The sequence below is a fragment of the Erwinia sp. PPS120 genome, assembly GCF_047918655.1.
GTDB classification, from domain to species: Bacteria; Pseudomonadota; Gammaproteobacteria; order Enterobacterales; family Enterobacteriaceae; genus Erwinia; species Erwinia tasmaniensis_A.
In genome coordinates this window covers 89094-111703 of the sequence record NZ_JBLREF010000021.1, presented here as the reverse complement: position 1 = coordinate 111703, position 22610 = coordinate 89094, and the positions used below count along the sequence as shown (strand labels likewise).

Annotated in this window: 24 protein-coding genes; 10 read left to right on the top strand and 14 right to left on the bottom strand. The window is 54.9% G+C overall.

The genetic code is table 11. The features are described 5' to 3' along the window. Window positions 1–4: 4 nt before the first annotated feature. Window positions 5–754 carry a phosphatase PAP2 family protein gene (locus tag ACLRGG_RS13235; RefSeq protein WP_416250203.1) on the bottom strand — a complete coding sequence of 250 codons (750 nt, stop codon included), beginning with the start codon at window positions 752–754 and terminating at the stop codon, window positions 5–7. Between the two features lie 196 nt (window positions 755–950). After that, on the bottom strand, window positions 951–2639 hold the full coding sequence (locus ACLRGG_RS13230) for an aspartate:alanine antiporter (RefSeq protein ID WP_416250202.1): 1689 nt from the start codon (window positions 2637–2639) through the stop codon (window positions 951–953). A 271-nt stretch (window positions 2640–2910) separates the two neighbouring features. Between ACLRGG_RS13230 and ybjM the strand changes: the two genes are divergently transcribed. Beyond that, window positions 2911–3285: an inner membrane protein YbjM gene (ybjM, locus tag ACLRGG_RS13225; protein WP_416250201.1), complete on the top strand. Its 375-nt coding sequence runs from the start codon at window positions 2911–2913 to the stop codon at window positions 3283–3285. 116 nt (window positions 3286–3401) lie between these two features. Here the strand turns inward: ybjM and ACLRGG_RS13220 are convergent, their stop codons facing one another. Then, on the bottom strand, window positions 3402–3665 hold the full coding sequence (locus ACLRGG_RS13220; protein WP_067702747.1) for a GrxA family glutaredoxin: 264 nt from the start codon (window positions 3663–3665) through the stop codon (window positions 3402–3404). Window positions 3666–3940: 275 nt separating this feature from the next. On the opposite strand from ACLRGG_RS13220, the gene nfsA reads away from it, so the two are divergent. Together nfsA and ACLRGG_RS13210 are read left to right on the top strand one after the other, a co-directional pair. Continuing rightward, window positions 3941–4663, top strand: coding sequence for an oxygen-insensitive NADPH nitroreductase (gene nfsA / locus ACLRGG_RS13215; protein ID WP_416250200.1), 723 nt, complete (start codon window positions 3941–3943; stop codon window positions 4661–4663). Window positions 4664–4806: 143 nt separating this feature from the next. After that, window positions 4807–5292 carry a YbjN domain-containing protein gene (locus tag ACLRGG_RS13210; RefSeq protein WP_416250199.1) on the top strand — a complete coding sequence of 162 codons (486 nt, stop codon included), beginning with the start codon at window positions 4807–4809 and terminating at the stop codon, window positions 5290–5292. 63 nt (window positions 5293–5355) lie between these two features. Here the strand turns inward: ACLRGG_RS13210 and ACLRGG_RS13205 are convergent, their stop codons facing one another. Beyond that, complete coding sequence (locus tag ACLRGG_RS13205) at window positions 5356–5628, bottom strand: hypothetical protein (protein WP_416250198.1); 273 nt, start codon at window positions 5626–5628, stop codon at window positions 5356–5358. 86 nt (window positions 5629–5714) lie between these two features. Between ACLRGG_RS13205 and potF the strand changes: the two genes are divergently transcribed. The 4 genes from potF to potI all read left to right on the top strand — a co-directional run bounded on the left by potF (window position 5715) and on the right by potI (window position 9906). Beyond that, window positions 5715–6824, top strand: coding sequence for a spermidine/putrescine ABC transporter substrate-binding protein PotF (potF, locus tag ACLRGG_RS13200; protein ID WP_416250244.1), 1110 nt, complete (start codon window positions 5715–5717; stop codon window positions 6822–6824). A gap of 144 nt (window positions 6825–6968) precedes the next feature. After that, window positions 6969–8102, top strand: coding sequence for a putrescine ABC transporter ATP-binding subunit PotG (gene potG, locus ACLRGG_RS13195; RefSeq protein WP_416250197.1), 1134 nt, complete (start codon window positions 6969–6971; stop codon window positions 8100–8102). An 8-nt stretch (window positions 8103–8110) separates the two neighbouring features. Beyond that, entirely contained in the window at window positions 8111–9064 is a 954-nt protein-coding gene (potH, locus tag ACLRGG_RS13190; RefSeq protein WP_416250196.1) for a putrescine ABC transporter permease PotH, read from the top strand. Beyond that, on the top strand, window positions 9061–9906 hold the full coding sequence (gene potI, locus ACLRGG_RS13185; RefSeq protein WP_416250195.1) for a putrescine ABC transporter permease PotI: 846 nt from the start codon (window positions 9061–9063) through the stop codon (window positions 9904–9906). Before potH ends, potI begins: the two co-directional genes overlap by 4 nt. 34 nt (window positions 9907–9940) lie before the next feature. Here the strand turns inward: potI and ACLRGG_RS13180 are convergent, their stop codons facing one another. The 6 genes from ACLRGG_RS13180 to ACLRGG_RS13155 form a co-directional block, all read right to left on the bottom strand. Further along, entirely contained in the window at window positions 9941–10684 is a 744-nt protein-coding gene (locus tag ACLRGG_RS13180; RefSeq protein ID WP_416250194.1) for a transporter substrate-binding domain-containing protein, read from the bottom strand. Between the two features lie 127 nt (window positions 10685–10811). Next, complete coding sequence (gene artM, locus ACLRGG_RS13175) at window positions 10812–11480, bottom strand: arginine ABC transporter permease ArtM (RefSeq protein WP_416250193.1); 669 nt, start codon at window positions 11478–11480, stop codon at window positions 10812–10814. After that, window positions 11480–12196, bottom strand: coding sequence for an arginine ABC transporter permease ArtQ (gene artQ, locus ACLRGG_RS13170; protein WP_416250192.1), 717 nt, complete (start codon window positions 12194–12196; stop codon window positions 11480–11482). The genes artM and artQ overlap by 1 nt, the downstream gene beginning before the upstream one ends. A gap of 7 nt (window positions 12197–12203) precedes the next feature. Then, window positions 12204–12935 carry an arginine ABC transporter substrate-binding protein gene (gene artJ, locus ACLRGG_RS13165; RefSeq protein ID WP_416250191.1) on the bottom strand — a complete coding sequence of 244 codons (732 nt, stop codon included), beginning with the start codon at window positions 12933–12935 and terminating at the stop codon, window positions 12204–12206. A 14-nt stretch (window positions 12936–12949) separates the two neighbouring features. Continuing rightward, the gene (gene artP / locus ACLRGG_RS13160; RefSeq protein WP_416250190.1) at window positions 12950–13678 is read right to left on the bottom strand and encodes an arginine ABC transporter ATP-binding protein ArtP; all 729 of its coding nucleotides are present in this window, start codon (window positions 13676–13678) and stop codon (window positions 12950–12952) included. 141 nt (window positions 13679–13819) lie between these two features. Continuing rightward, the gene (locus ACLRGG_RS13155; RefSeq protein ID WP_416250189.1) at window positions 13820–14362 is read right to left on the bottom strand and encodes a lipoprotein; all 543 of its coding nucleotides are present in this window, start codon (window positions 14360–14362) and stop codon (window positions 13820–13822) included. Window positions 14363–14490: 128 nt separating this feature from the next. On the opposite strand from ACLRGG_RS13155, the gene ACLRGG_RS13150 reads away from it, so the two are divergent. Beyond that, window positions 14491–15333 carry an N-acetylmuramoyl-L-alanine amidase gene (locus tag ACLRGG_RS13150; RefSeq protein ID WP_416250188.1) on the top strand — a complete coding sequence of 281 codons (843 nt, stop codon included), beginning with the start codon at window positions 14491–14493 and terminating at the stop codon, window positions 15331–15333. A gap of 13 nt (window positions 15334–15346) precedes the next feature. Here the strand turns inward: ACLRGG_RS13150 and ltaE are convergent, their stop codons facing one another. The 4 genes from ltaE to cspD form a co-directional block, all read right to left on the bottom strand. Beyond that, window positions 15347–16357: a low-specificity L-threonine aldolase gene (gene ltaE / locus ACLRGG_RS13145; protein ID WP_416250187.1), complete on the bottom strand. Its 1011-nt coding sequence runs from the start codon at window positions 16355–16357 to the stop codon at window positions 15347–15349. 64 nt (window positions 16358–16421) lie between these two features. Next, a complete protein-coding gene (gene poxB / locus ACLRGG_RS13140) occupies window positions 16422–18143 on the bottom strand; it encodes a ubiquinone-dependent pyruvate dehydrogenase (protein ID WP_416250186.1) in 1722 nt (573 codons plus the stop codon). Between the two features lie 126 nt (window positions 18144–18269). Next, window positions 18270–19169 carry a LysO family transporter gene (locus ACLRGG_RS13135; protein WP_416250243.1) on the bottom strand — a complete coding sequence of 300 codons (900 nt, stop codon included), beginning with the start codon at window positions 19167–19169 and terminating at the stop codon, window positions 18270–18272. Window positions 19170–19438: 269 nt separating this feature from the next. Next, on the bottom strand, window positions 19439–19666 hold the full coding sequence (gene cspD / locus ACLRGG_RS13130) for a cold shock-like protein CspD (RefSeq protein ID WP_416250185.1): 228 nt from the start codon (window positions 19664–19666) through the stop codon (window positions 19439–19441). 318 nt (window positions 19667–19984) lie between these two features. Here cspD and clpS point away from each other — a divergent pair, with 318 nt between their 5' ends. After that, a complete protein-coding gene (gene clpS / locus ACLRGG_RS13125; RefSeq protein ID WP_067703691.1) occupies window positions 19985–20305 on the top strand; it encodes an ATP-dependent Clp protease adapter ClpS in 321 nt (106 codons plus the stop codon). Between the two features lie 28 nt (window positions 20306–20333). After that, on the top strand, window positions 20334–22610 hold the full coding sequence (clpA, locus tag ACLRGG_RS13120) for an ATP-dependent Clp protease ATP-binding subunit ClpA (RefSeq protein WP_416250184.1): 2277 nt from the start codon (window positions 20334–20336) through the stop codon (window positions 22608–22610).

Sequence of the window (22610 nt, the reverse complement as noted above, 5' to 3'; positions counted from 1 at the left end):
ATGATTATTTCCTCGTCATATTAAGCAGATACGAAACGCATCCGAAAGTAAAACACTGGCTTAGCCAAACCCACCAGCCAGCCCATAAATTGTGGGACAAAAAGTGCGCACCGCGCATAATCTGACCAAAACCCATTAGTATCCCGAGCGCAGCACCGGCAAAAAAACAGAGCCAGGCCAGTTTTGGACGCTGTGGCCTGAACCAGAAAAACAGCGCCATTACGCCAAAGCCGCTTGACGCATGCCCACCCGGGAAACAGTCACCCGGGCCGCTCCCCGGCGGAATAGACGAAAGCAGCGGGTAAGAGACTGCTTTACCGCCAAATTCGATCAGATCCCAGGGGCAGGAGTGCGCGCTGGTCGCTTTAAGGATCCCGACAACCAGCGGGCCAACGCCGATTAACGCCGTGACCAGTATCAGTCTGCTGTTTCGCCTGACAATACCGGTAATCAGGGCCACCACCGCCAGTACAATCACCGTATCCTTCAGCAGCATATGGTTAATCAGGTTGAGCCAGCGGTTCTCCTTTAGCGGAAACTGCTGCGTCAGCGGGTCAAACCATTCACGGCTGATAGCCATATCCCAGCGGCCATCTCGCGATATCCACGTAAACAGAACGGCGGCGATCGTGAGCCATAACAGCTGGATAAGGTAAAAGCGAACAGGTAAAAGGTAAACAGACCTATTCCTAATTGGTAAAGCGGTTGTGCGTTTGTTAAGTATTAAGGGCAGTGACATAAGCGAGTTTTTCATGAAGACAAAAACGCATGGTGCTGAAATGCGATTAAGGAAACATTAAGAACAACCGAAGGGAGGAGAACTAAAAAGAAAAAAACCCGCTAATCATTCGATTAACGGGCTCCACAATTTGGGGATTTCAAAGAAAAGCAGTGGCACTAATTAGGACTGCGCGCTGAATTAAAAGTTCTCAGAAAATCCTAAATATTTTTTAGCCGCCTGCGATTGGCCAGATTATAACGATCAGCGTCCCGGCTAAGGTGAGCAAAACGTTAGCAATGGCATAGGTTCCGGCATAGCCAAGGGCCGGGATGTTACTGCGGGCGGTGTCACTGATAATTTCCATTGCCGGGGCGCAGGTGCGGGCGCCCATAATGGCGCCAAAAAGCAGCGCGCGGTTCATTTTCAGCACCCAGGCGCCGAACATAAAGCTGATAACCACCGGCAGCAGGCTCACCACCAGCCCCGCCCCCAGCATCAGCAGGCCGGTATCCCCCAGGCCATGCGATAAGCCGCTTCCTGCACTTAGCCCCACGCCCGCCATAAAGACCATCAGGCCAAACTCTTTCACCATCGTCAGTGCCCCCTGTGGGATATAACCGAAAGTCGGATGGTTGGCGCGCAGAAAACCGAGCAGGATCCCGGAAAATAATAACCCCGCAGCATTGCCGATACTAAAATTAAAGTTACTGAATTGCAGGGTAATCATACCAATCATCAGCCCGATAATAAAAAAGGCGCAGAAGGCGAGAAGATCGGTGACCTGACTGTGAATTGAGATAAATCCTATACGGTCGGCAACGGATTTTACGCGCCGTGCCTCACCGCTTATTTGTAAAACGTCGCCTTTATTCAGAATAATACTGTCGTCTATTGGCATTTCTATCTGGCTGCGAATAACCCGGTTAAGGAAGCAGCCGTGGTCGGTCAGCTTGAGCTGGCTAAGACGCTTATTAACCGCATTATTATTTTTAACCACGATCTCTTCATTAACGATCTTCATGTCCAGCAGATCGCGATCGAAGACTTCTTTGCCATTGCGAAAACTGGGATCAAGGCGGGAGTGAGCATCGGGATACCCCACAAGGGAGATCTCATCGCCCTGTTGCAGCACGGCGTCGCCGTCAGGACTGGCGAGAATGCCGTTGCGTCTGATACGTTCGATATAGCAGCCCGTATGGCGATAGATCCCGAGTTCACGCAGGTTTTTGCTGTCGGTCCAGGCGACCAGCTCAGGGCCGACGCGGTAAGCGCGGATGACCGGCAGATAAACTTTGCGCTGACTGTCAGGGTCCAGACCGCGCTCACGGGCAATCTGCTGAGCGCTGGTAGGAAGATCCTGATGCTGCATCTTCGGCATATAGCGCGCGCCGACGATAAGACTCACCAGTCCCACCAGATAGGTGAGGGCGTAGCCGAGGCTAAGATTATTTTGCGCCTGAGTCAGCAGGGGACCGGTGTGCAGCGTTTGTCGCAGCGTATCGCCCGCGCCGACCAGCACCGGCGTGGAGGTCATTGAGCCTGCCAGCATGCCGGCAGTCAGCCCGATGTCCCAGCCGAACAGTTTTCCCAGGCCCAGCGCAATGATCACTGCGCTGCCAACCATCACAGTAGCCAGCATCAGATAATTTTTGCCATCGCGGAAAAAAATTGAGAAAAAGTTGGGTCCGGCTTCGACGCCAACGCAAAAAATAAATAACATAAAGCCCAGATTAAGGGCGTTGGTATTGATCCCAAAATGCTGCTGGCCAAGCAGAAGAGAAACCACTAAAACGCCAATGGAATTGCCCAGTTGGACAGAGCCAAGCCGCAGTTTACCCAGGCATAGCCCAAGAGCCAGAACGACAAATAATAACAGAATGTCATTTCCACTTAACAACTCTGCGACGTTTATATTCACGGTTTAACTTCTTATTTACCAGTAACGTGTTGAAAAAAAGGGTTTTTTGCGCTAGATTTGACGCGCTGCCGTCAGAGCAGCGGCAACGTTCAGGATTATCCGCGTATTACAGTTCAGCATCTGTAAAACGGTCGCCATTTTAATCGCTTCACTCTTTTTCAGCCAGTAAAAGCCGCGCTCATTTTCGCGGTTCTTTGTAACTTCTTTAACAGAGACAAGGCGGTGGACTATTTTGGCCAGCATACGAGATAAATTACCGGGAGAAGATCCTGTGGTGTTTAAAGGTGTGTCCTGGATAGGCGTGGCAGGCTGTTTTATCCTTTATTGCATCATCTTCCTGGCGGTACGTTATGAAATGGGTATTGAAACGCACGCCTATTCCCATGCGCAGCTGGGTCTGCTGATGTTTGCTATCCCGGGTGCGATTGCGGCGCTAACCACGAAAGAGTCTCCGCTGACGGTAGCTCTGCTGGGCCCACTGCTGGCGACGCCATGCTGTCTGCTGATTCTGCATCTGCACCTTGTTAACGGGTGTATCGCGCTGCTTCAGGAGCTGGCATTTATGACCAGCGGGATGTTCTGGTGTGGTTCCGGGGCGCTGGTCGTGATGCTGTGTCGTTCCCTGATTACGCATCAGCACGATTAACCGCCAGGGGCAGGACTGAGACATTCGCTCAGGGCAGAAAAGGCGTAAAAAAAGAGGGCCGACAGAGTATCGGCCCTCTTTTTATGGCTGCCCCGTCAGCGCGGAGCTGTGCCTGATTACTGGAAAAGACCGAGGTTCTCTTTAGCGTAGGCTTCGAATTCAGTGCAGCCGCCGATATGAGTCTGATCGAGGAAAATCTGCGGCACGGTTTCGACCGGTTTACCCACGGTTTTTTCCAGGTCGGCTTTTGTGATCCCCTCAGCATGGATATCCACATAGCGGAAATTGAAGTCTTCACGCTCTTCGGTAAGTTTCTCTGCCAGCTCTTTCGCGCGTACACAGTATGGGCAGGCCGGGCGTCCAAAAATTACTGCAAACATGTGTTTCTCCTCAGGGTCGAAATTTTATATGTGATGTAGATCACATCTTACAGGTCGCTGTTGCCTATGATGCCCGCATCAAATGAATAAGGGAAGAAGGTATTACCTGTCGCACTGATTCGCCCAGGCTATAGGGCATTTGACGGGGGCTGCGGCGGTTTGACAAGGAATTATACATTTTCAACGTTACCCGTAACCACTCCAGCTGCTACCCTTGGTCTCCTCAGTGTATTAACGCTTTCACTACGCCGTCGCGCGTAAAACAGGAGTGCACCATGACGCCAACCATCGAGCTGCTTTGCTCTCATCGCTCAATTCGCGCTTTTACAGACAAACCCATTGCAGATGACCAGCGCGAAGCGATTCTTAATGCGGCACAGTCGGCTTCAAGCTCCAGCTTTTTGCAATGCTCATCGATTATCCGTATCACCGACCCGCAGCTGCGCGAACAGCTGGTTACGCTGACTGGCGGTCAGAAGTATGTCGGCCAGGCCGCGGAGTTCTGGGTATTCTGCGCCGATTTCAATCGTAATCAGCAAATTTGCCCTGACGCACAGCTGGGGCTGGCTGAGCAGCTGCTGCTCGGCTGCGTTGATACCGCACTGATGGGACAAAATGCCATGGTCGCCGCCGAGTCATTAGGTCTGGGCGGCGTATTTATTGGCGGCATTCGCAATGCCATTGCCGAGGTGACTGAGCTGCTTGGCCTGCCGAAATATGTTCTGCCGCTGTTCGGTCTCTGCCTCGGCACCCCGGATCAGTCTCCGCAGCATAAACCACGGATGCCGACGGCGATGCTGGTTCATGAAAACCGCTATCAGCCAATCGATCCGCAGGTGCTGGCGGACTACGACAACGCGCAGGAAGAGTATTACCTTACGCGCGAAAGTAACCCGCGTCGCGAGAGCTGGAGCGAGCATATCCAGAAGACGATTATCAAAGAGAGCCGTCCGTTCATGCTGGCGTATCTGCATCAGCAGGGCTGGGCAACGCGCTAATGCTTAAGGCTGTCTTCGGGGAACGCCCCGGTTTCTGTCTGAAAACGCGCAGACGTGTACTTATTTACCTCGCAATCGTTGGTGTTTGACCGCTTTTTTCCGTAAGCTAGGGCGCAATTTTAAGGTGGTATGAGACAAATCACATGGATTCACTCGTCGTTCCAGATATTGACGTAATACGACGTTGGCTGGATCAGCAAAGCATCACCTGGTTTGAGTGTGACTCATGCCAGGCGCTCCATCTGCCGCATATGCAAAATTTTGATGGGGTATTTGATGCCAAGCTCGATCTGATGGATGGCGTCATCCTGTTTTCCGCGCTTGCAGAAGTTAAACCGACCGCGCTTATCCCGCTGGTGGGGGATCTTTCACAGATTAATGCCAGCTCGCTGACCGTAAAAGCTTTTGTCGATATTCAGGATGACAATCTGCCCAAGCTGATTGTCTGCCAGTCGCTGAATGTTACGGCGGGTGTCACCTGTGGTCAGTTCGCTCACTTTATGAAGCAGAGCGAAGAACAGATTTCAATGGTGGTGCTGGAAGCCTTTGCTAATCAGCTACTGGTGGTCGGCGATGACGATGAAGAGGATCGCAGCGCCATTGTCACCTCTCACGCTCTGCTGCATTAGGCTGTGCGCTTAACCCTCGGGCGATGCTGCCAGCCTGTTTAACCGCCTCCTTTTAGCAGGCGGTTATTCCCTGATTTTATCGCCTGCCCGCTGTTTTCCTGCCCAAAACCCTTTTTTATCCTGCCGAATGCCCTTTACTTCCCAATAATTATCGTCAATCAGGCCGGGTCTGGCCGATCCCGTAGAGGGAAAGTGCATGAAAATTCGATAAATGCTGTTTTTTACGCCAGAGGCTGGCCTCCAGTGCCAGTGAGGACTATTCTTGCGAAGCAACGTTGTATGCATGACGTGAACTGGGCTGGCGTTTTTCATCCCGGCGGCAGAGTGAATAAACATTCACTGACTCTCCCTGTCGTGCCGGGCGCCTGCCGTTTTGCTCGTTTGAAAAACCCTGGTTATCCCTGGTGTGGAGAATGGAAAATATGCTTAATCAACCTAAAAAGTGGCTGTCGGGCGTGGCGGCTGCCGTGCTGCTGGCCGTTTCAGCGGGTGCTGGTGCGGCCGATAAGACGCTGCATGTGTATAACTGGTCTGATTATATTTCACCCGATACGGTTCCCGGTTTTGAAAAGCAAAGCGGGGTCCACGTGGTGTATGACGTTTTTGATTCTAATGAAGTGCTGGAAGGTAAGCTGATGGCGGGCAGTACCGGCTACGATGTGGTGGTGCCTTCGTCCAGTTTTCTCGCCCGTCAGCTTCAGTCCGGTATATTTCAACCGCTGGATAAAACTAAGCTGCCAAATTATAACAATCTCGATCCCGATATACTGAAAAAGCTGGAACAGCACGATCCGGGTAATAAATACGCCATTCCCTATCTGTGGGCGACCACCGGCATCGGTTACAACGTTGATAAAGTAAAGGCCGCGCTGGGTAAGGATGCACCGGTTAACAGCTGGGATCTGGTGCTTAAGCCGGAAAACCTCGAAAAGCTGAAAAGCTGCGGCGTCTCATTCCTGGATGCGCCGGAAGAGATTTTTGCCACCGTGCTTAACTACCTCGGTAAGGATCCTGACAGTAGCGACCCCAAAGATTACTCGGGGGCGGCAACGGATCTGCTGATGAAGCTGCGACCCAATATCCGCTACTTCCACTCGTCCCAATATATAAACGACCTCGCCAATGGGAATACCTGCGTGGCGATCGGCTGGGCCGGGGATGTATTGCAGGCGAAGAAACGCGCGGCCGATGCGAAAAATGGCGTCAATATTGCCTACAGTATTCCAAAAGAGGGGGCGCTGGCCTTCTTCGATACGCTGGCCATTCCCAAAGATGCTAAAAATGTTGATGAGGCCTATCAGTTCCTCAATTATTTACTGGAACCAAAGGTCATTGCCGACATCTCTGACAAGGTGTTCTACGCTAATGGTAATAAGGCATCACTCACCTTTATCAATGCAGATATTCGCAATAACCCGGGCATCTTCCCGACGCCCGAAACGATGGCGAAACTCTTCGTGCTGAAGGTACAGGATCCGAAACTGGACCGCGTACGCACCCGCGCGTGGACGCGAGTTAAAAGCGGCAAGTAACGGCTGCCCGGGCAACGCTCATACAACGTGGCAGATAACCGCCGCCAGCGTAAAGCTCACACCGCAGAGGTGCTAAATGGCCTCTGCCCTCTATTTAATACGGCGTGCTGGCCGTGATCCTCAGAGTGCCGGAGAGTTAAGTTAGTGAATGAGGCTATTGTCCGTCCGCAACCTAAAGCAGCCAGGGCCCTGACCCCGCTGCTTGAGATCCGCAACCTGACTAAATCCTTCGATGGGCAATACGCGGTTGATGATGTCAACCTGACCATCTATAAAGGCGAAATCTTCGCGCTGCTCGGCCCGTCTGGCTGCGGTAAATCAACGCTGTTAAGGATGCTGGCGGGCTTTGAACCGCCGACCTCCGGCCAGATCGTACTGGACGGGCAAGACCTTTCACACGTGCCGCCTTATCAGCGGCCGGTCAATATGATGTTTCAATCTTATGCGCTGTTTCCACATATGACCGTCGAGCAGAATATCGCCTTCGGCCTGAAGCAGGATCGCCTGCCGAAAGCGGAAATTATCAGCCGGGTGGCAGAGATGCTGGCGCTGGTGCATATGCAGGAGTACCGCAGCCGCAAGCCGCACCAGCTCTCAGGTGGACAGCGTCAGCGAGTCGCACTGGCCCGCAGCCTGGCTAAGCGGCCTAAGCTGCTGCTGCTGGATGAGCCAATGGGGGCGCTGGATAAAAAGCTGCGCGATCGTATGCAGCTCGAAGTGGTGGATATCCTCGAGCGCGTGGGCGCCACCTGCGTGATGGTCACCCACGATCAGGAAGAGGCGATGACCATGGCCGGACGCATCGCGATTATGAATCGCGGCAAGTTTGTGCAGATTGGCGAGCCGGAAGAGATTTACGAGCATCCGACCACCCGCTTCAGCGCCGGATTTATCGGCACGGTGAATCTGTTTGAGGGCCTGCTCCGCGAGCGACAGGCTGATGGTTTACTGATCGACTGCCCGGGACTGCTTTCGCCGTTAAAAGTCAGCGCCGATGTTTCGGTAGTGGATGGCGTACCGGTTCACGTGGCGCTTCGCCCGGAAAAAGTGATGCTGTGTGATGAGATCCCGGCCGAACAGATCAACGTTGCGATGGGGGAGGTGGTACATATCGCCTACCTAGGCGATCTCTCGGTCTACCACGTCAGATTACGCAGTGGCCAGACCGTCATTGCCCAGCTACAAAATGCCCATCGCTTCCGTCAGGGCGTGCCCACCTGGGGCGATGAAGTGCGTCTCCGCTGGGATGCCGACAGCTGCGTCGTACTGACGATTTAGGGGGAGCGATGGCTCAACGTGAGATCGAAAACAGCGCCCGTCCGCGGCACCGCTTCAGCAATGTTTTTGACCGCCTGCAGAGGCGGCAGGGGCGACGGCTGGTGATTGCCCTGCCGTGGCTCTGGCTGGTGCTGCTGTTCCTGCTGCCCTTCCTGATTGTGCTGAAAATTAGCTTTGCCGATATCGCCCGCGCGATCCCGCCCTATACCGATCTGGTCACCTGGGCTGACGGTCAGCTCCAGATAGTATTGAACCTGGGCAACTACCTGACGCTGACTGACGATCCGCTGTACGTGGATGCCTATCTGCACTCATTGCAGGTGGCGGCGGTATCGACGATTATCTGCCTGCTGATCGGTTATCCGCTGGCGTGGGCGGTCGCACATAGCGCGCCGGGCACCCGTAATATTCTGCTGCTGCTGATTATCCTGCCCTCCTGGACCTCGTTTCTGGTACGGGTCTATGCCTGGATGGGCATTCTTAATAATAATGGCATTCTTAATCGTTTTCTTATGTGGACCGGTATTATCGACCATCCGCTGGCCATTCTTTATACCAACCTCGCGGTCTACATTGGCATCGTTTACTGCTACCTGCCGTTTATGGTGCTGCCGCTGTACACCGCGCTCACGCGTATTGATTATTCGCTGGTGGAAGCCTCGTTAGATCTGGGCGCCCGCCCGCTGAAAACCTTCTTCCAGGTGATTGTGCCACTGACAAAGGGTGGCATCATTGCCGGATCGATGCTGGTATTTATTCCCGCCGTTGGCGAGTACGTGATCCCCGAACTGCTCGGCGGTCCTGACAGCATAATGATTGGACGCGTGCTCTGGCAGGAGTTCTTCAACAACCGCGACTGGCCGGTCGCCTCTGCGCTGGCGGTGATTATTCTGCTGATCCTTATCCTGCCTATCATCTGGTTTCACAAGCATCAGAATAAAGAGATGGGGGAAAAGGGATGAGTCACCTGCCGACAATCCGCTCGCCGTGGCGTACCGCTATCCTGATAGTGGGCTTTTTTTTCCTGTACGCGCCGATGGCACTGCTGGTTTTCTATTCCTTTAACTCATCGCAGCTTGCCGCCTGGGAGAGTTTCTCCCTGCACTGGTATCAGGTTTTGTTTCACGATGATGCGATGATCGACGCCGTGGCGCTAAGCCTGAGTATTGCCGCGCTGGCGGCGACGGCGGCGCTGCTATCAGGCACTCTTGCTGCCGTGGTGATCGTGCGCTTTGGCCGCTTTAAAGGGGCTACCGGTTTCGCATTTATGCTCACCGCGCCGCTGGTGATGCCGGATGTGATAACCGGCCTGTCGCTGCTGTTGCTTTTTGTGGCAATGGGTCATGCCATTGGCTGGCCCGCTGACCGCGGCATGCTGACCATCTGGCTGGCCCATGTGACCTTTTGCACGGCCTATGTGGCGGTGGTGATCAATGCCCGCCTGCGCGAGCTGGATCGCTCGATTGAGGAGGCCGCGATGGACCTGGGCGCTGCGCCGCTTAAGGTTTTCTTTGTGATAACCCTGCCAATGATTGCGCCAGCGATGGTAACCGGCTGGCTGCTGGCGTTTACGCTGTCGCTGGACGATCTGGTGATCGCCAGTTTTGTCACCGGACCGGGGGCGACCACCCTGCCGATGCAAATTTTTGCCACCGTGCGCCGGGGCGTAAATCCGGAGATCAATGCGTTGGCGTCGCTGATTCTGTTTGTCGTCGGCATCGTCGGTTTTATCGCCTGGCGATTAATGGCATACGAAGAAAAGCAGCGGCTACGCGATATTCAGCGGGCGCGCAGGGACGGCTAAGCCCGGGGGCGGGTAAGGCGCAGAAGGATCTGTGCTAGCTTTCGTGCGCCGGATCAAACCAGTGCAGCGCCAGCCGCCGCACGGTGCCGTCATCCGTAAGGCTCTGGAGCGCCTGGTTCAGCGCCTTTCTCAGATCGTCGTCGCCTTTTCGTACTGCAATGCCCATGCCATTATCAAAGTAGCGACTGTCTGAAAGGGTTCCGCCTACCGTCACCAGCTGCGGATGCGCTTTCAGCATGCATCTGATCACCATCGTATCGCCGAGGATCCCGTCCAGCCGACGTTTGCTGATATCCAACAGGGCATTCTGGTAGCTGTCATAGGTCACTGCAATAATCTCAGGCCATCTGTCCCTCAGGTAGGCCTGCTGGGTGGAGAGGTTGCGTACCCCCACGCGTTTGCCTTTGAGCTGGGCAAGCTGCCAGAAGCGCCCTTTTGGCACGGCCATCAGGCTGGAGTTGCCTAAATAGGGCTGGGTAAAATCGACGTCGTTCATGCGCTCATCGGTAATATCCATACCCGAGATAATGGCATCATCGTGATGATATTTAAGGGAGGGCAGCAGGCGATCAAAAGTATTATTGGTAAAGAGGCAGGCCATTTTCAGGCGCTGGCAAAGCGCGTTTGCCAGATCGATATCAAAGCCAACCAGCAGATCCCGGTCATTCAGATACTCAAAAGGCGGATTGTTAGCAGAGGTTGCGAAGCGCAGGGAAGATCCTGCCTGCGCCTGAATGCTGAGACAGACAAGCACCAGGGTCAGAGCGAATTTAAGCATGAGCGTAACGGTCCTTGCGTTATTTCAGCAATCCAGTATGCCTCAGGCGGTAAGGGCGCTATCCCAGGATTAGCCCGTAAAGAAGGGCCTTTTCCTGACGATCCCCGGTGGCTGCCCACGGGGAAGGTTAGTTACGGCGTTCAAAGGCCAGCGCGCGATGCTCGATAAACCGCATCAGCAGCGTCAGCAGACCATTAACACACAGGTAGATCACGCCTGCTGCGGCAAACACGCTTACGTCATAGGTTCGACCATACAACAGCTGCCCCTGGCCCATGACTTCCATGAGCGTAATGGTGTAAGCCAGCGACGTCCCTTTGAATACCAGCACCACCTCGTTCGACCAGGAGGACAGGGCGCGTTTTAATGCATAGGGCAGCAGAATACGCAGCGTATTTTTGCGATCCATGCCCAGCGCTGCGCAGGACTGCCACTGCCCGGCGGGAATAGCGCGCACGGCGCCATAAAATAGCTGGGTGGCATAGGCTGCACTGTTGAGAGAGAGTGCGAGCAGGGCACAAAGCCAGGGCTGGGAAAGAAAATGCCACAGCCAGGGGATCGACTGAAGAGAGGGAAACTGTCCGGGACCGTAGTAGATCAAAAATATCTGCACCAGCAGCGGTGTACCGGTAAAAAGAGTGATATAGCCACGGACCAGCAGGCTCAGCACCGGTGTTTTTAGCGCCAGCACCACCGTAAACAGCAGTGCCAGTAACAGCGCCAGCGCCAGCGAGGCGGCGGTCAGCGTCAGGCTGGTATGCAGCCCTTTTAGCAGGTCAGGCAGATAGCTCAGCATCAGATACTCCCCTGCTCAAAACGCGTGGCGCGCGCATCAAGGCGTTTCAAAACCTGCTGACTTAGCAGGGTAACCACCAGATAAATGGCTGCAGCAATCAGATACCAGGTAAAGGGCTGCTGCGTACGCGCGGCAATACTTTTAGTCTGCAACATAATGTCATTCACGCTGATCAGTGAAACCAGCGCGGTATCCTTCAGCAGCACCAGCCACTGGTTACCCAGCCCCGGCAGCGCATGTCGCCACATTTGCGGCAGGATCAGCCGGAAAAATATCGCCGCTCTTTTCATACCCAGCGACTGACCCGACTCCCACTGCCCCTGTGGGACCGCTTTCAGCGCGCCGCGCAGGGTCTGCGAGGCATAAGAGGCGTAGAGCAGGGAAAGCGCAATCACCCCGCAGAGAAACGGACTGACGTCGAAATTCTCAATCTGCACCTGGACAGGCAGCGTAAAGAAGCCAAAATTGAGCGTAAAGCCGTCCGACAGCGTCAGCAGCAGCTGGGAAGCGCCGAAATAGACAAACAGCACCACCAGAATTTCAGGCAGGCCGCGAAACAGGGTCATCAGTCCCGTGCCGATCCAGGCGAAAGGGCGCCAGCGAGCCGATTCCCAGGCGGCAAAAAGCATCGCCAGAATCAGACCGAGGATCAGCGCAGAAACGGCAAGGCCGACGGTCATACCGGCGGCGCCAGCGAGTGGATAGAGTTCGCTCATTCAGAAATTACTGCTGGAACCATTTGCTGTAGATAGCCTTGAAGGTGCCGTCGGCTTTGATTTTCTCGAGGGCGGCGTTAAATTTACCCTGCAGGTCGGTATTACCCTGGCGCACGGCGATGCCGAGGCCCGTGCCGAAATAGGCTTTATCAGTCACCTTATCGCCGACCGCAGCCAGGTTGGCATTCTGCTTCAGCCACTCATTGACCACGGCGGTATCACCGAATACCGCATCAATGCGGCCATTTTTCAGGTCGAGAACGGCATTCTGGTAGCTGTCATAAGGCACGGTGGTGACGCCGCTCATTTTATCCGCCAGATAGCGCTGGTGCGTGGTGCCATTCTGCACGCCAACGCGCTTGCCTTTCAGGGCGTCCACGGAGGCTACTTTGCCTTTTTGCGCAATGAACAGCGCCGAGTTATCGTAATACGGCTTAGTGAACAGCACCTGCTTTTCGCGCTCGGCGGTGATGTCCATTCCGGCCATTACGGCATCAAAACGGCGGAACTTAAGGCTTGGGATCAGGCTGTCAAAGGCCTGATTGGTAAAGGTGCAGGTTGCGTCCATTTCCCGACAGAGCGCGTTGGCCAGATCGACGTCAAAGCCCTGAATTTTGTTATCAGAGTCGACAAACTCAAACGGAGGGTAGGATGCCTCGGTGGCAAAACGAATGGTTTCTGCGGCGGTGGCACTCAGGCTTAAACCCGCTAACAGCGCGGCAAGTACAATTTTTTTCATTATGGTGTCCTGCATTAGTGCGAGAGATAGTGTGCAAACTCATCGGTCTGCGGCTGTGAAAAACGACGGGCATCACCCTGTTCAACAATAAAACCATTTTCCATATAGACCACACGGGTGGCGGTTTTACGGGCAACTTCAACCTCATGGGTCACAATCACCTGCGTGATCCGGGTCTGGGCCAGCTCCTGAATGATGGAGACAATTTGCGCGGTAATTTCAGGATCCAGCGCGGCGGTCGGCTCGTCGAACAGCAGCACGGCAGGCTCCATCATCAGCGCCCGGGCAATAGCTACTCGCTGCTGCTGGCCACCAGAGAGATGCAGCGGGAAGCGATCGGCAAATTTTGTCAGCCGCAGGCGCTCAAGCAGCTTATCCGCCCGGGCATGAGCCGCATCTTTATCCAGTCCCAGTACGCGACAGGGGGCTTCAGTCAGATTCTGTGTCACCGTCAGATGCGGCCACAGATGATATTGCTGGAATACCATCCCCACGTTCTGGCGCAGCTCGCGGATAGCATTTTCAGACGGGGGTTTACTGAAGTCGAAGTGATTACCTGCAATGCTCAGGGTGCCGGAACGGGGCATCTCCAGCAGGTTGAGTACGCGCAGCAGGGAACTCTTACCGGCACCGCTTGGACCCAGCAAAACCAGCGTCTCGCCCTCGGGGCAGGTGAGCTGAATATCGAACAGCGCCTGGTGGGCGCCGTAAAAGCAGTTAATTCCGTTAAGTTGAATACTCATGCGCAATAAGTGAATAGCAATTGATTCTGCGAATCTTATCGTTGACGGCATAATTATGCAATCTTTGTGCAGATATTGAGTTTAGAACCGGTATAAAGGACTGGGGTAGTCATGCCGCCGGGCGGCGGCATGAAGCAGAAACTATTTCAGCAGTCGCTGGCTTAATGATCCACCGTCCAGGTGAGGAGCCTGGCTGGTGTAACGAATATCATCAACCGTCCAGCAGGTGCCTTCACGCACCATCAGCACTTCATCCTGCCATTCGACCGGCTTGCTACCGCTGCGGCTAAGAGAGACGCGCAGCGGTATATTGCGTGCATCGGTATTCGGAATGGTTGAGGCATCTGCCACGCTGGCTGAATCTGGTCCCGCTGGCAGACTGGAGAAGATATCACCCTGCATCAGGGCCGGATCCCTGCCGTTTTCACCGCTGGCTTTTAACAGCGTCTGATACAGCTTATCGCTGAGATAGGGACGATATTTTGCCAGCAGCTGGGCGTTGGGTAAGCCCTGGGTTGGCTGCCCGGTGCGCAGGTCATAGAATTTCTGCGCTACGGTATCCGGGCCACCTTCAACGCAGGGGCTCATCCGGGTGCCGGTATCCTTGTACGCCGGCTGTACCGTGGTACAGGCACTAAGCAGCAGCGCCAGTGGAGCCAAAGCAGCGATCGCCTGGTATTTCATCTTATCTTCCTTATTGTTTCGGGATGCCGTTGTTTTAGCATAAAGTAATGACGTTGTTTTAGCATAAAGTATAGACGCTTACGAAGCCGTTGGGTTATGGACGAAATCAACATTCAAAGGTAGGGAAAATGAACATTTTTACGCCCCTGTTGCTAACGGCTCTGGCCCTGCTACTGAGCGCCTGTAGCTCAACCGGGCTTGAGCGGCACGCGGGTTATGTGGTGGATACGCGTCAGAATGCTCTGGGTGCGCGACCGCGCATAAAAATGCTGGTGATCCACTATACGGCGCAGGATTACCCCACTTCGCTGGCTACCCTGACCGATCGCGAAGTGAGCGCACATTATCTGATCGCCGCGGCTCCCCCCCGTAAAGGGGGCCAGCCCACCGTATCCCGGCTGGTTCCCGAACAGCAGCTGGCCTGGCATGCGGGCAGCAGCTACTGGCGCGGCGCAACCCGCATAAACGATACCTCGGTAGGTATTGAACTGGAGAATCAGGGCTATCGCCGCTCGGCGTTCCACGGACGCGAGTGGTATCCGTTTGCCGCCCCGCAGATTGCGGCGCTGCTGCCGCTGTCGCGTGACATCATCCGGCGCTACGGTATTTCGCCGCAGAACGTGGTGGGCCACAGCGATATTGCTCCCCAGCGCAAGCAGGATCCCGGCCCGCTGTTTCCCTGGCAGTGGCTGGCGAGCCAGGGCGTGGGCGCCTGGCCCGACGCCGATCGGGTCAGGTTCTGGCTTGCTGGCAGGCCGCCTGAACAGGCGGTGAATGCGGAACAATTGCTGACGCTACTGGCGCGCTACGGCTACCAGGTCACGCCCGGGATGTCAGCCCGGCAGCAGCAGCAGGTGATCGCCGCCTTTCAGATGCACTTCCGGCCAGGGGACTATCGGGGCCTGCCGGACGCCGAGTGTGAAGCTATTGTAAAGGCGCTGCTGGATAAATATGGTGCAGAGCAGGCGTAGGAGATAGCACGGTTTACCCCTGCTGCTGCGCTAAAAATGTCTGCCAGTGGCGTACCAGCTTTTCCAGCGCGGGACGATCAATATTCAGGTGCGTGACCAGCCGGGTAACGGGCCCGGTGCTCAACACAATATCGTGCTCGCGCATCCAGCTTTTCAGCGGGGCAACCTGCGCCTGCGGCAGGCGGACAAACACCATATTGGTATCCTGTCGCATCACGTTCACGCCGATCCCCCGCAGCTGCTCAGCCAGCCAGGCGGCATTATCGTGGTCCTCCCGCAGGCGCGTGACGTTATGCTCAAGCGCATACAGGCCTGCCGCCGCGAGGATCCCCACCTGGCGCATCGCGCCGCCAGTCATTTTGCGCCAGCGGCGCGCACGTTGAATATAGTCGGCGCTGCCGCACAGCAGCGACCCGACCGGGGTTCCCAGCCCTTTCGACAGGCAAATGGTGAGCGTATCGCAGTAGCGGGTAATGTCAGTAAGCGGCACGTTCAGCGACACGCTGGCGTTAAAGATACGTGCGCCATCAATGTGCAACGCCAGGCGATGACTGCGCGTAAAGTCATAGGCTTGCGCCAGATAGCTGAGCGGCAGCACCTTGCCATTGTGGGTATTCTCCAGGCTAAGCAGCCGGGTAATGGCAAAGTGGAAATCGTCCGGCTTGATAAACTGCTCCACCACGTCGAGCGGCAGCGTCCCGTCGGCAGCAGCCAGAACCGGCTGAGGCTGAATACTACCCAGAACGGCGGCACCGCCCGCTTCATACTTATAATTGTGCGCCAGCTGTCCGACGATATACTCTTCGCCGCGCTGACAGTGGCACAGCAGCGCTACCAGATTGGCCTGGGTGCCGCTGGGCAAAAATATCGCGGCCTCTTTCCCGCTGATTGCGGCACCCTTCGCCTCCAGCGCCTTCATCGTCGGGTCGTCACCGTAAACGTCATCGCCCGTTTCAGCGGTCATCATGGCGGACAGCATCGGCTGACTCGGCTGGGTGACGGTATCACTGCGTAAATCAATCATCTCTGCGCTCCTCTTATAAAAACGGACGCCGTAGCGTCCGTATAAAAAAAGACCTGCAAATGTTTTACCGCAGCCAGTTGGTTTTAGCCAGTTCTACCACTTCATCACCGCGACCATTGATGATGGCGCGCAGCATGTAGAGGCTAAACCCTTTTGCCTGCTCCATTTTAATCTGTGGCGGCATCGCCAGCTCTTCTTTGGCCGTAATGACATCCAGTAGCACCGGGCCGTCAAATGCCATTGCTTCCTGAATGGCGCCGTCGAGATCCGAGGCGCGTTCCACGCGGATCCCTTTGACCCCACAGGCCTGAGCAATGGCGGCGAAGTCAGGGTTTTCCAGACTGGTGCCATCGGTCAGGTAGCCGCCGGCTTTCATCTCCATGGCCACGAAGCCGAGCACGCTGTTGTTGAAGATCACTAGCTTAACCGGCAGCTTAAGCTGCGCCACGGTGAGGAAATCGCCCATCAGCATGCTAAAGCCACCGTCACCGCACATGGCGACGACCTGACGCTGCCTGTCAATGGCCTGTGCGCCAAGTGCCTGGGGCATTGCATTGGCCATTGAGCCATGATTAAACGAACCGATAAGTCGGCGCTTACCGTTCATTTTCAGATAGCGGGCAGCCCAGACCGTAGGCGTGCCTACGTCACAGGTGAATATCGCGTCGTCATCAGCATAGCGGCTGAGCTGCTGAGCCACATACTGCGGGTGGATTGCCTGATTATCATTAGCGTTAGCCAGGCTGTCGAGATCCCTGCGCGCATCGGCATAGTGTGACAACGCTTTATCCAGGAAATGGCGGTCGCTTTTGATCTCCAGCTGGGGAAGCAGGGCGTTCAGCGTTGATTTAATGTCCCCCACCAGCGCCATATCCACATGGCAGTGCGAGCCAATACTGCCAGGGTTAATATCGATTTGGATAATTTTGGCATCGGCAGGGTAGAACGCGCGATAGGGAAACTGGGTGCCCAGCAGAATAAGCGTATCGGCATTCATCATGGCGTGATACCCGGATGAGAAGCCAATCAGGCCCGTCATACCGACATCGTACGGGTTATCATATTCCACGTGTTCTTTGCCGCGCAGCGCATGCACGATCGGCGCCTTCAGCGTTTCGGCCAGACGGACCACCTCGTCGTGCGCGCCTGCGCAGCCCGCACCGCACATCAGGGTGATGTTTTTGGCCTCGTTCAGCAGCACGGCCAGCTTATCCATCTCGCCTGCGGGCGGCTGAACCACCGGCAGCTGGGGCGGATACCAGTCAGCAGTCGCCCCTTCCGGCGCAGCCTGTAAGGCGATATCCCCCGGCAGAACTACCACCGAAACGCCCCGGTTAAGAATGGCTTTACGCATGGCGATAGCGAGCACCTGAGGCAGTTGCTCAGGATTTGAAACCAGTTCGCAGTAATGGCTACATTCGCGGAACAGCTCCTGAGGATGCGTCTCCTGAAAATAGCCGCTGCCTATTTCACTGGAGGGGATATGTGCGGCAATGGCCAGCACGGGCACGTGATTTCGATGGCAGTCGAAAAGACCATTAATCAGATGCAGATTGCCCGGCCCGCAGGACCCCGCGCAGACGGCCAGCTCGCCGCTGATTTGTGCTTCCGCTCCGGCGGCGAAGGCCGCAACTTCTTCGTGGCGCGTGGGCATCCATTCGATGGTTCCCATCCGATTAAGACTGTCGCTCAGGCCATTAAGGGAATCGCCGGTCACGCCCCAGATACGTTTAACGCCAGCACTTTCCAATGTTTTAGCCACGAGGGCGGCAACGGACTGTTTCATCTGTAGCTCCTTTCTGGTGTCAGCAGGTCATATTCTGACAAATAATAAATACTGGAGCATAGTCGACAGGAGGCAAAGTGGCGTCTCAGCACGGCCGAAACCGCACGAATACGCCTGAGCGATAAATCAGGCAGAGAAGAAAGCGATTAGCACCGGAACCAGCAGACTTAGTACAAAGCCGTGAACGATAGCTGCAGGAACAATCTCTGACCCGCCGCTGCGCTGAAGCACCGGCAGCGTAAAGTCCATCGAGGTTGCGCCGCAGAGGCCGAGGGCGCTGGAGCGATGGTGAGCGATCAGGGCTGGGATCAGCATTATCGCCAGCAGTTCACGCAGGAGATCGTTAAAAAAAGCCGCGCTGCCGATAATGGGCCCAAAGGATTCGGTCATCAGAATGCCTGAGAGCGAGTACCAGCCAAAACCGGAGGCCATGGCCAGGCCGGTTTTTACCGGCAGCCCAAGGATAAGCGCAGCGATGACGCCGCCTGCCATCGCGCTGACGAAGACGACGATGGCGACAATCGTTCCCCGGCGGTTAAGAAGGGTTTGGCGCAGGGTCATTCCGCTGCCGCGCAGCTGAAGCCCCACCAGAAAGAGCAGAAAAAGCAGGGCGTACTCACTGGCCTGACTGGCGAATTTCAGCACCGGCCAGTGGCACAGCCCCAGCAGAAATCCAGCAATGACCACGCCGCACAGCCTGAGCGATTCCAGCGCCATATGCACGCGCGAGGGCAGGAGCTGGGTCCGATGTGCGTGCTGCCAGGGCCGACGCGCTTCAAGCAGGCGCAGCGCCAGCAGATTGCAAACCAGAATGGCGGCGGCGCTCACCAGGCAGTAGTGGAAAATAGCCAGCAGGTTGCTGCCGAGGTTATCCAGAAAGGCCAGGCTGATGCCCATAAAGAACAGAATGATGTAAACCATCCAGCCCAGCAGCCTGTTAACCCCTCTTATCACCGCCGGATTTTTTGACGGTAGCAGGTAGCCCACGATCAGGGGTAGCAGAATCGTTAACAGTCCGGAGTAGATCACCTGGTCATCCATGAGAAAAAAAATGTGGCGTTAAACTAGCTAAATTTCGATGTTGAGTAAAGCACAGGGCCAGAGGGGAGTGGCATCAGGAAAACCAGAGGGGAGTGGCATCAGGAAAAATAGTGGAAATAACTCCGATTTTGCGGCCTTGAAATATGTCGCAGCATCCCAATCTTAATAAAGTCGGTAAACGTAACGGATAGAAATGCCAGCCTGAGTCGCTGGCATTTTATTCAAGGGTTAGTCAGAATGTGTTAAGGATAAGGTCAGGCATCGATAGCCATCGCTTCTTCTACAGGAACGATCAGGCTGGCGTGATTGCCTTTTGGCCCCTGATGCACATCAAACTGGACTTGCTGTCCGGCTTTCAGCGTTCTGTAACCGTCCATCTGAATGGTTGAGTAGTGTGCGAAGATATCTTCGCCGCCACTGACCGGACAGATAAAGCCGAAGCCTTTGGCATTATTGAACCATTTAACAGTACCCGTCTCCATGCTTCTACATCCCTCGCAAGACATTCAATTGAGTGGGGTGGCGAGGCAGATAGCCTCAAAGCTGGTTAAAACGCATCCAGCTTATGCCTGTACTGTAGATAAATGGCTTAGTGCGTCAAGCATCGTGGACGGTATGGCAGGAACAAAATCATCAAAATATGAGGCAGTTAACGCTATTGACGATTTTGTGATGGAGGTCGCTAAGCAGAAATTTGCGACAAAAGCGCATCGGGCCGGGACAAAATTCTGGGTGTGTTAAACTTACCCTGAATGATGACGGGCTGGCGTGCGCAGACAACGTTTACAAACCGGGTACGTATGGGAAAGACTAACGACTGGCTTAATTTTGAACAGCTTGCAGATGACAAATTGCGCGAAGGCCTCAAGCCACCTTCGATGTATAAAGTTATTTTAAACAATGACGATTATACACCTATGGAATTTGTTATTGACGTACTGCAAAAGTTCTTTTCTTATGATGTAGAACGTGCAACGCAACTGATGCTTACGGTTCACTACCAGGGAAAGGCGATCTGCGGTGTTTTTACTGCTGAAGTGGCAGAAACCAAGGTCGCTCATATCAATAAGTATGCCAGGGAGAATGAGCATCCGTTGCTGTGTACGCTGGAAAAAGCCTGAATAAGGCGATCTATTGGGGGAGGTGCCTATGCTCAATCAAGAACTGGAACTCAGTTTAAACATGGCTTTCGCCAGAGCGCGCGAGCACCGTCACGAGTTTATGACCGTCGAGCATTTGTTACTGGCGCTGCTCAGTAACCCGTCGGCCAGAGAGGCGCTGGAAGCCTGTACGGTAGATATTGTGGCTCTCCGGCAGGAGCTTGAAGCCTTCATCGAACAAACTACCCCGGTCTTGCCGGTCAGCGAAGAAGAGCGTGATACACAGCCTACGCTGAGCTTCCAGCGTGTACTGCAACGCGCGGTTTTTCACGTTCAGTCATCTGGCCGCAGCGAAGTGGCGGGGGCTAACGTACTCGTCGCTATTTTCAGCGAGCAGGAATCCCAGGCTGCCTATCTGCTGCGTAAGCATGAGGTCAGCCGCCTTGACGTGGTCAATTTCATTTCACACGGCACGCGCAAAGACGAACCTGGCCAGGCGCCGGGTGCGGAAAATCCCGTTAACGAAGAGCAGGCAGGGGGGGAGGAACGTATGGAGAACTTCACCACCAATCTTAACCAGCTTGCTCGTGTAGGCGGAATCGATCCGCTTATTGGGCGCGATAAAGAGCTGGAGCGTACCGTTCAGGTGCTGTGCCGCCGTCGTAAAAATAACCCGCTGCTGGTGGGTGAATCCGGCGTGGGTAAAACCGCCATTGCTGAAGGGCTTGCCTGGCGTATCGTCCAGGGCGAAGTGCCGGATGTGATGAAAGATGCCACCATCTATTCGCTGGATATCGGTTCACTGCTGGCCGGGACCAAGTATCGCGGCGACTTTGAAAAACGCTTCAAGGCCTTGTTAAAGCAGCTCGAACAGGATAACAGCAGCATTCTGTTTATCGATGAGATCCATACGATCATTGGTGCGGGGGCTGCATCGGGTGGGCAGGTTGATGCCGCGAACCTGATCAAACCGCTGCTTTCGAGCGGTAAAATTCGGGTAATGGGCTCGACGACCTATCAGGAGTTCAGCAACATCTTCGAAAAAGATCGTGCGCTGGCGCGTCGTTTCCAGAAAATCGACATTACCGAACCGTCGGTGGATGAAACGGTGCAGATCCTTAACGGACTCAAGCCGAAGTACGAAGCGCATCATGACGTCCGCTATACGGCCAAAGCCGTGCGCGCCGCGGTGGAGCTGGCGGTGAAGTATATCAACGATCGTCATTTGCCCGATAAGGCCATTGATGTCATTGATGAAGCGGGCGCGCGGGCGCGTCTGATGCCGGTCAGCAAGCGTAAAAAAACGGTCAACGTGGCGGATATCGAATCGGTGGTGGCGCGCATCGCGCGTATTCCCGAGAAGAGCGTTTCTGCGACCGATCGCGACACGCTGAGAAACCTCGGCGAGCGCCTGAAGATGCTGGTGTTTGGTCAGGACAATGCTATTGAAGCCCTGACCGAAGCGATCAAGATGAGCCGCGCAGGCCTGAGTCAGGATCGCAAACCGGTAGGTTCTTTCCTGTTTGCCGGGCCAACCGGCGTCGGGAAAACCGAAGTGACGGTACAGCTGGCGAAGGCGCTGGGTATTGAGCTGCTGCGTTTCGATATGTCGGAATATATGGAGCGTCATACCGTCAGCCGACTGATTGGTGCGCCTCCGGGCTATGTCGGTTTCGATCAGGGCGGTCTGCTGACTGATGCGGTTATTAAGCATCCGCACGCGGTCGTGCTGTTTGATGAAATTGAGAAAGCGCACCCGGACGTGTTCAATCTGCTGCTACAGGTTATGGATAACGGTATGCTGACCGATAATAACGGTCGCAAAGCTGATTTCCGTAATGTGGTGGTGGTGATGACCACGAACGCTGGCGTGCGGGAAACCGAACGTAAATCCATTGGTCTTATCCATCAGGACAACAGCACTGACGCGATGGAAGAGATTAAGAAGATCTTTACGCCGGAGTTCCGCAACCGTCTGGACAACATTATCTGGTTCAAACATCTCGATACCGAGGTGATTCATCAGGTGGTGGATAAGTTCATTGTTGAACTCCAGGCGCAGCTGGATGCGAAAGGCGTATCGCTGGAAGTCAGCGATGAGGCCCGCGACTGGCTGGCGGTGAAGGGGTATGACAAAGCGATGGGCGCGCGTCCAATGGCGCGTACCGTACAGGAAAACCTCAAGAAACCGCTGGCGAATGAACTGCTGTTTGGCTCGCTGGTCGACGGTGGCTCTGTCTCTGTCGCCCTGGATAAAGAGAACAACAAGCTGACTTACCACTTCCTTAGCGCGGAGAAACGTAAAACGGAAGGGACGGTTCACTAG

Bases quoted from the DNA above. Each gene is read 5' to 3' on its own strand.
- ACLRGG_RS13235 (WP_416250203.1), bottom strand. From the start codon at position 754: ATGAAAAACTCGCTTATGTCACTGCCCTTAATACTTAACAAACGCACA.
- ACLRGG_RS13220 (WP_067702747.1), bottom strand. From the start codon at position 3,665: ATGTTTGCAGTAATTTTTGGACGCCCGGCCTGCCCATACTGTGTACGC.
- nfsA (WP_416250200.1), top strand. From the start codon at position 3,941: ATGACGCCAACCATCGAGCTGCTTTGCTCTCATCGCTCAATTCGCGCT.
- ACLRGG_RS13210 (WP_416250199.1), top strand. From the start codon at position 4,807: ATGGATTCACTCGTCGTTCCAGATATTGACGTAATACGACGTTGGCTG.
- ACLRGG_RS13205 (WP_416250198.1), bottom strand. From the start codon at position 5,628: ATGTTTATTCACTCTGCCGCCGGGATGAAAAACGCCAGCCCAGTTCAC.
- potF (WP_416250244.1), top strand. From the start codon at position 5,715: ATGCTTAATCAACCTAAAAAGTGGCTGTCGGGCGTGGCGGCTGCCGTG.
- potH (WP_416250196.1), top strand. From the start codon at position 8,111: ATGGCTCAACGTGAGATCGAAAACAGCGCCCGTCCGCGGCACCGCTTC.
- potI (WP_416250195.1), top strand. From the start codon at position 9,061: ATGAGTCACCTGCCGACAATCCGCTCGCCGTGGCGTACCGCTATCCTG.
- ACLRGG_RS13180 (WP_416250194.1), bottom strand. From the start codon at position 10,684: ATGCTTAAATTCGCTCTGACCCTGGTGCTTGTCTGTCTCAGCATTCAG.
- artM (WP_416250193.1), bottom strand. From the start codon at position 11,480: ATGCTGAGCTATCTGCCTGACCTGCTAAAAGGGCTGCATACCAGCCTG.
- artQ (WP_416250192.1), bottom strand. From the start codon at position 12,196: ATGAGCGAACTCTATCCACTCGCTGGCGCCGCCGGTATGACCGTCGGC.
- artJ (WP_416250191.1), bottom strand. From the start codon at position 12,935: ATGAAAAAAATTGTACTTGCCGCGCTGTTAGCGGGTTTAAGCCTGAGT.
- artP (WP_416250190.1), bottom strand. From the start codon at position 13,678: ATGAGTATTCAACTTAACGGAATTAACTGCTTTTACGGCGCCCACCAG.
- ACLRGG_RS13155 (WP_416250189.1), bottom strand. From the start codon at position 14,362: ATGAAATACCAGGCGATCGCTGCTTTGGCTCCACTGGCGCTGCTGCTT.
- ACLRGG_RS13150 (WP_416250188.1), top strand. From the start codon at position 14,491: ATGAACATTTTTACGCCCCTGTTGCTAACGGCTCTGGCCCTGCTACTG.
- ltaE (WP_416250187.1), bottom strand. From the start codon at position 16,357: ATGATTGATTTACGCAGTGATACCGTCACCCAGCCGAGTCAGCCGATG.
- poxB (WP_416250186.1), bottom strand. From the start codon at position 18,143: ATGAAACAGTCCGTTGCCGCCCTCGTGGCTAAAACATTGGAAAGTGCT.
- cspD (WP_416250185.1), bottom strand. From the start codon at position 19,666: ATGGAGACGGGTACTGTTAAATGGTTCAATAATGCCAAAGGCTTCGGC.
- clpS (WP_067703691.1), top strand. From the start codon at position 19,985: ATGGGAAAGACTAACGACTGGCTTAATTTTGAACAGCTTGCAGATGAC.
- clpA (WP_416250184.1), top strand. From the start codon at position 20,334: ATGCTCAATCAAGAACTGGAACTCAGTTTAAACATGGCTTTCGCCAGA.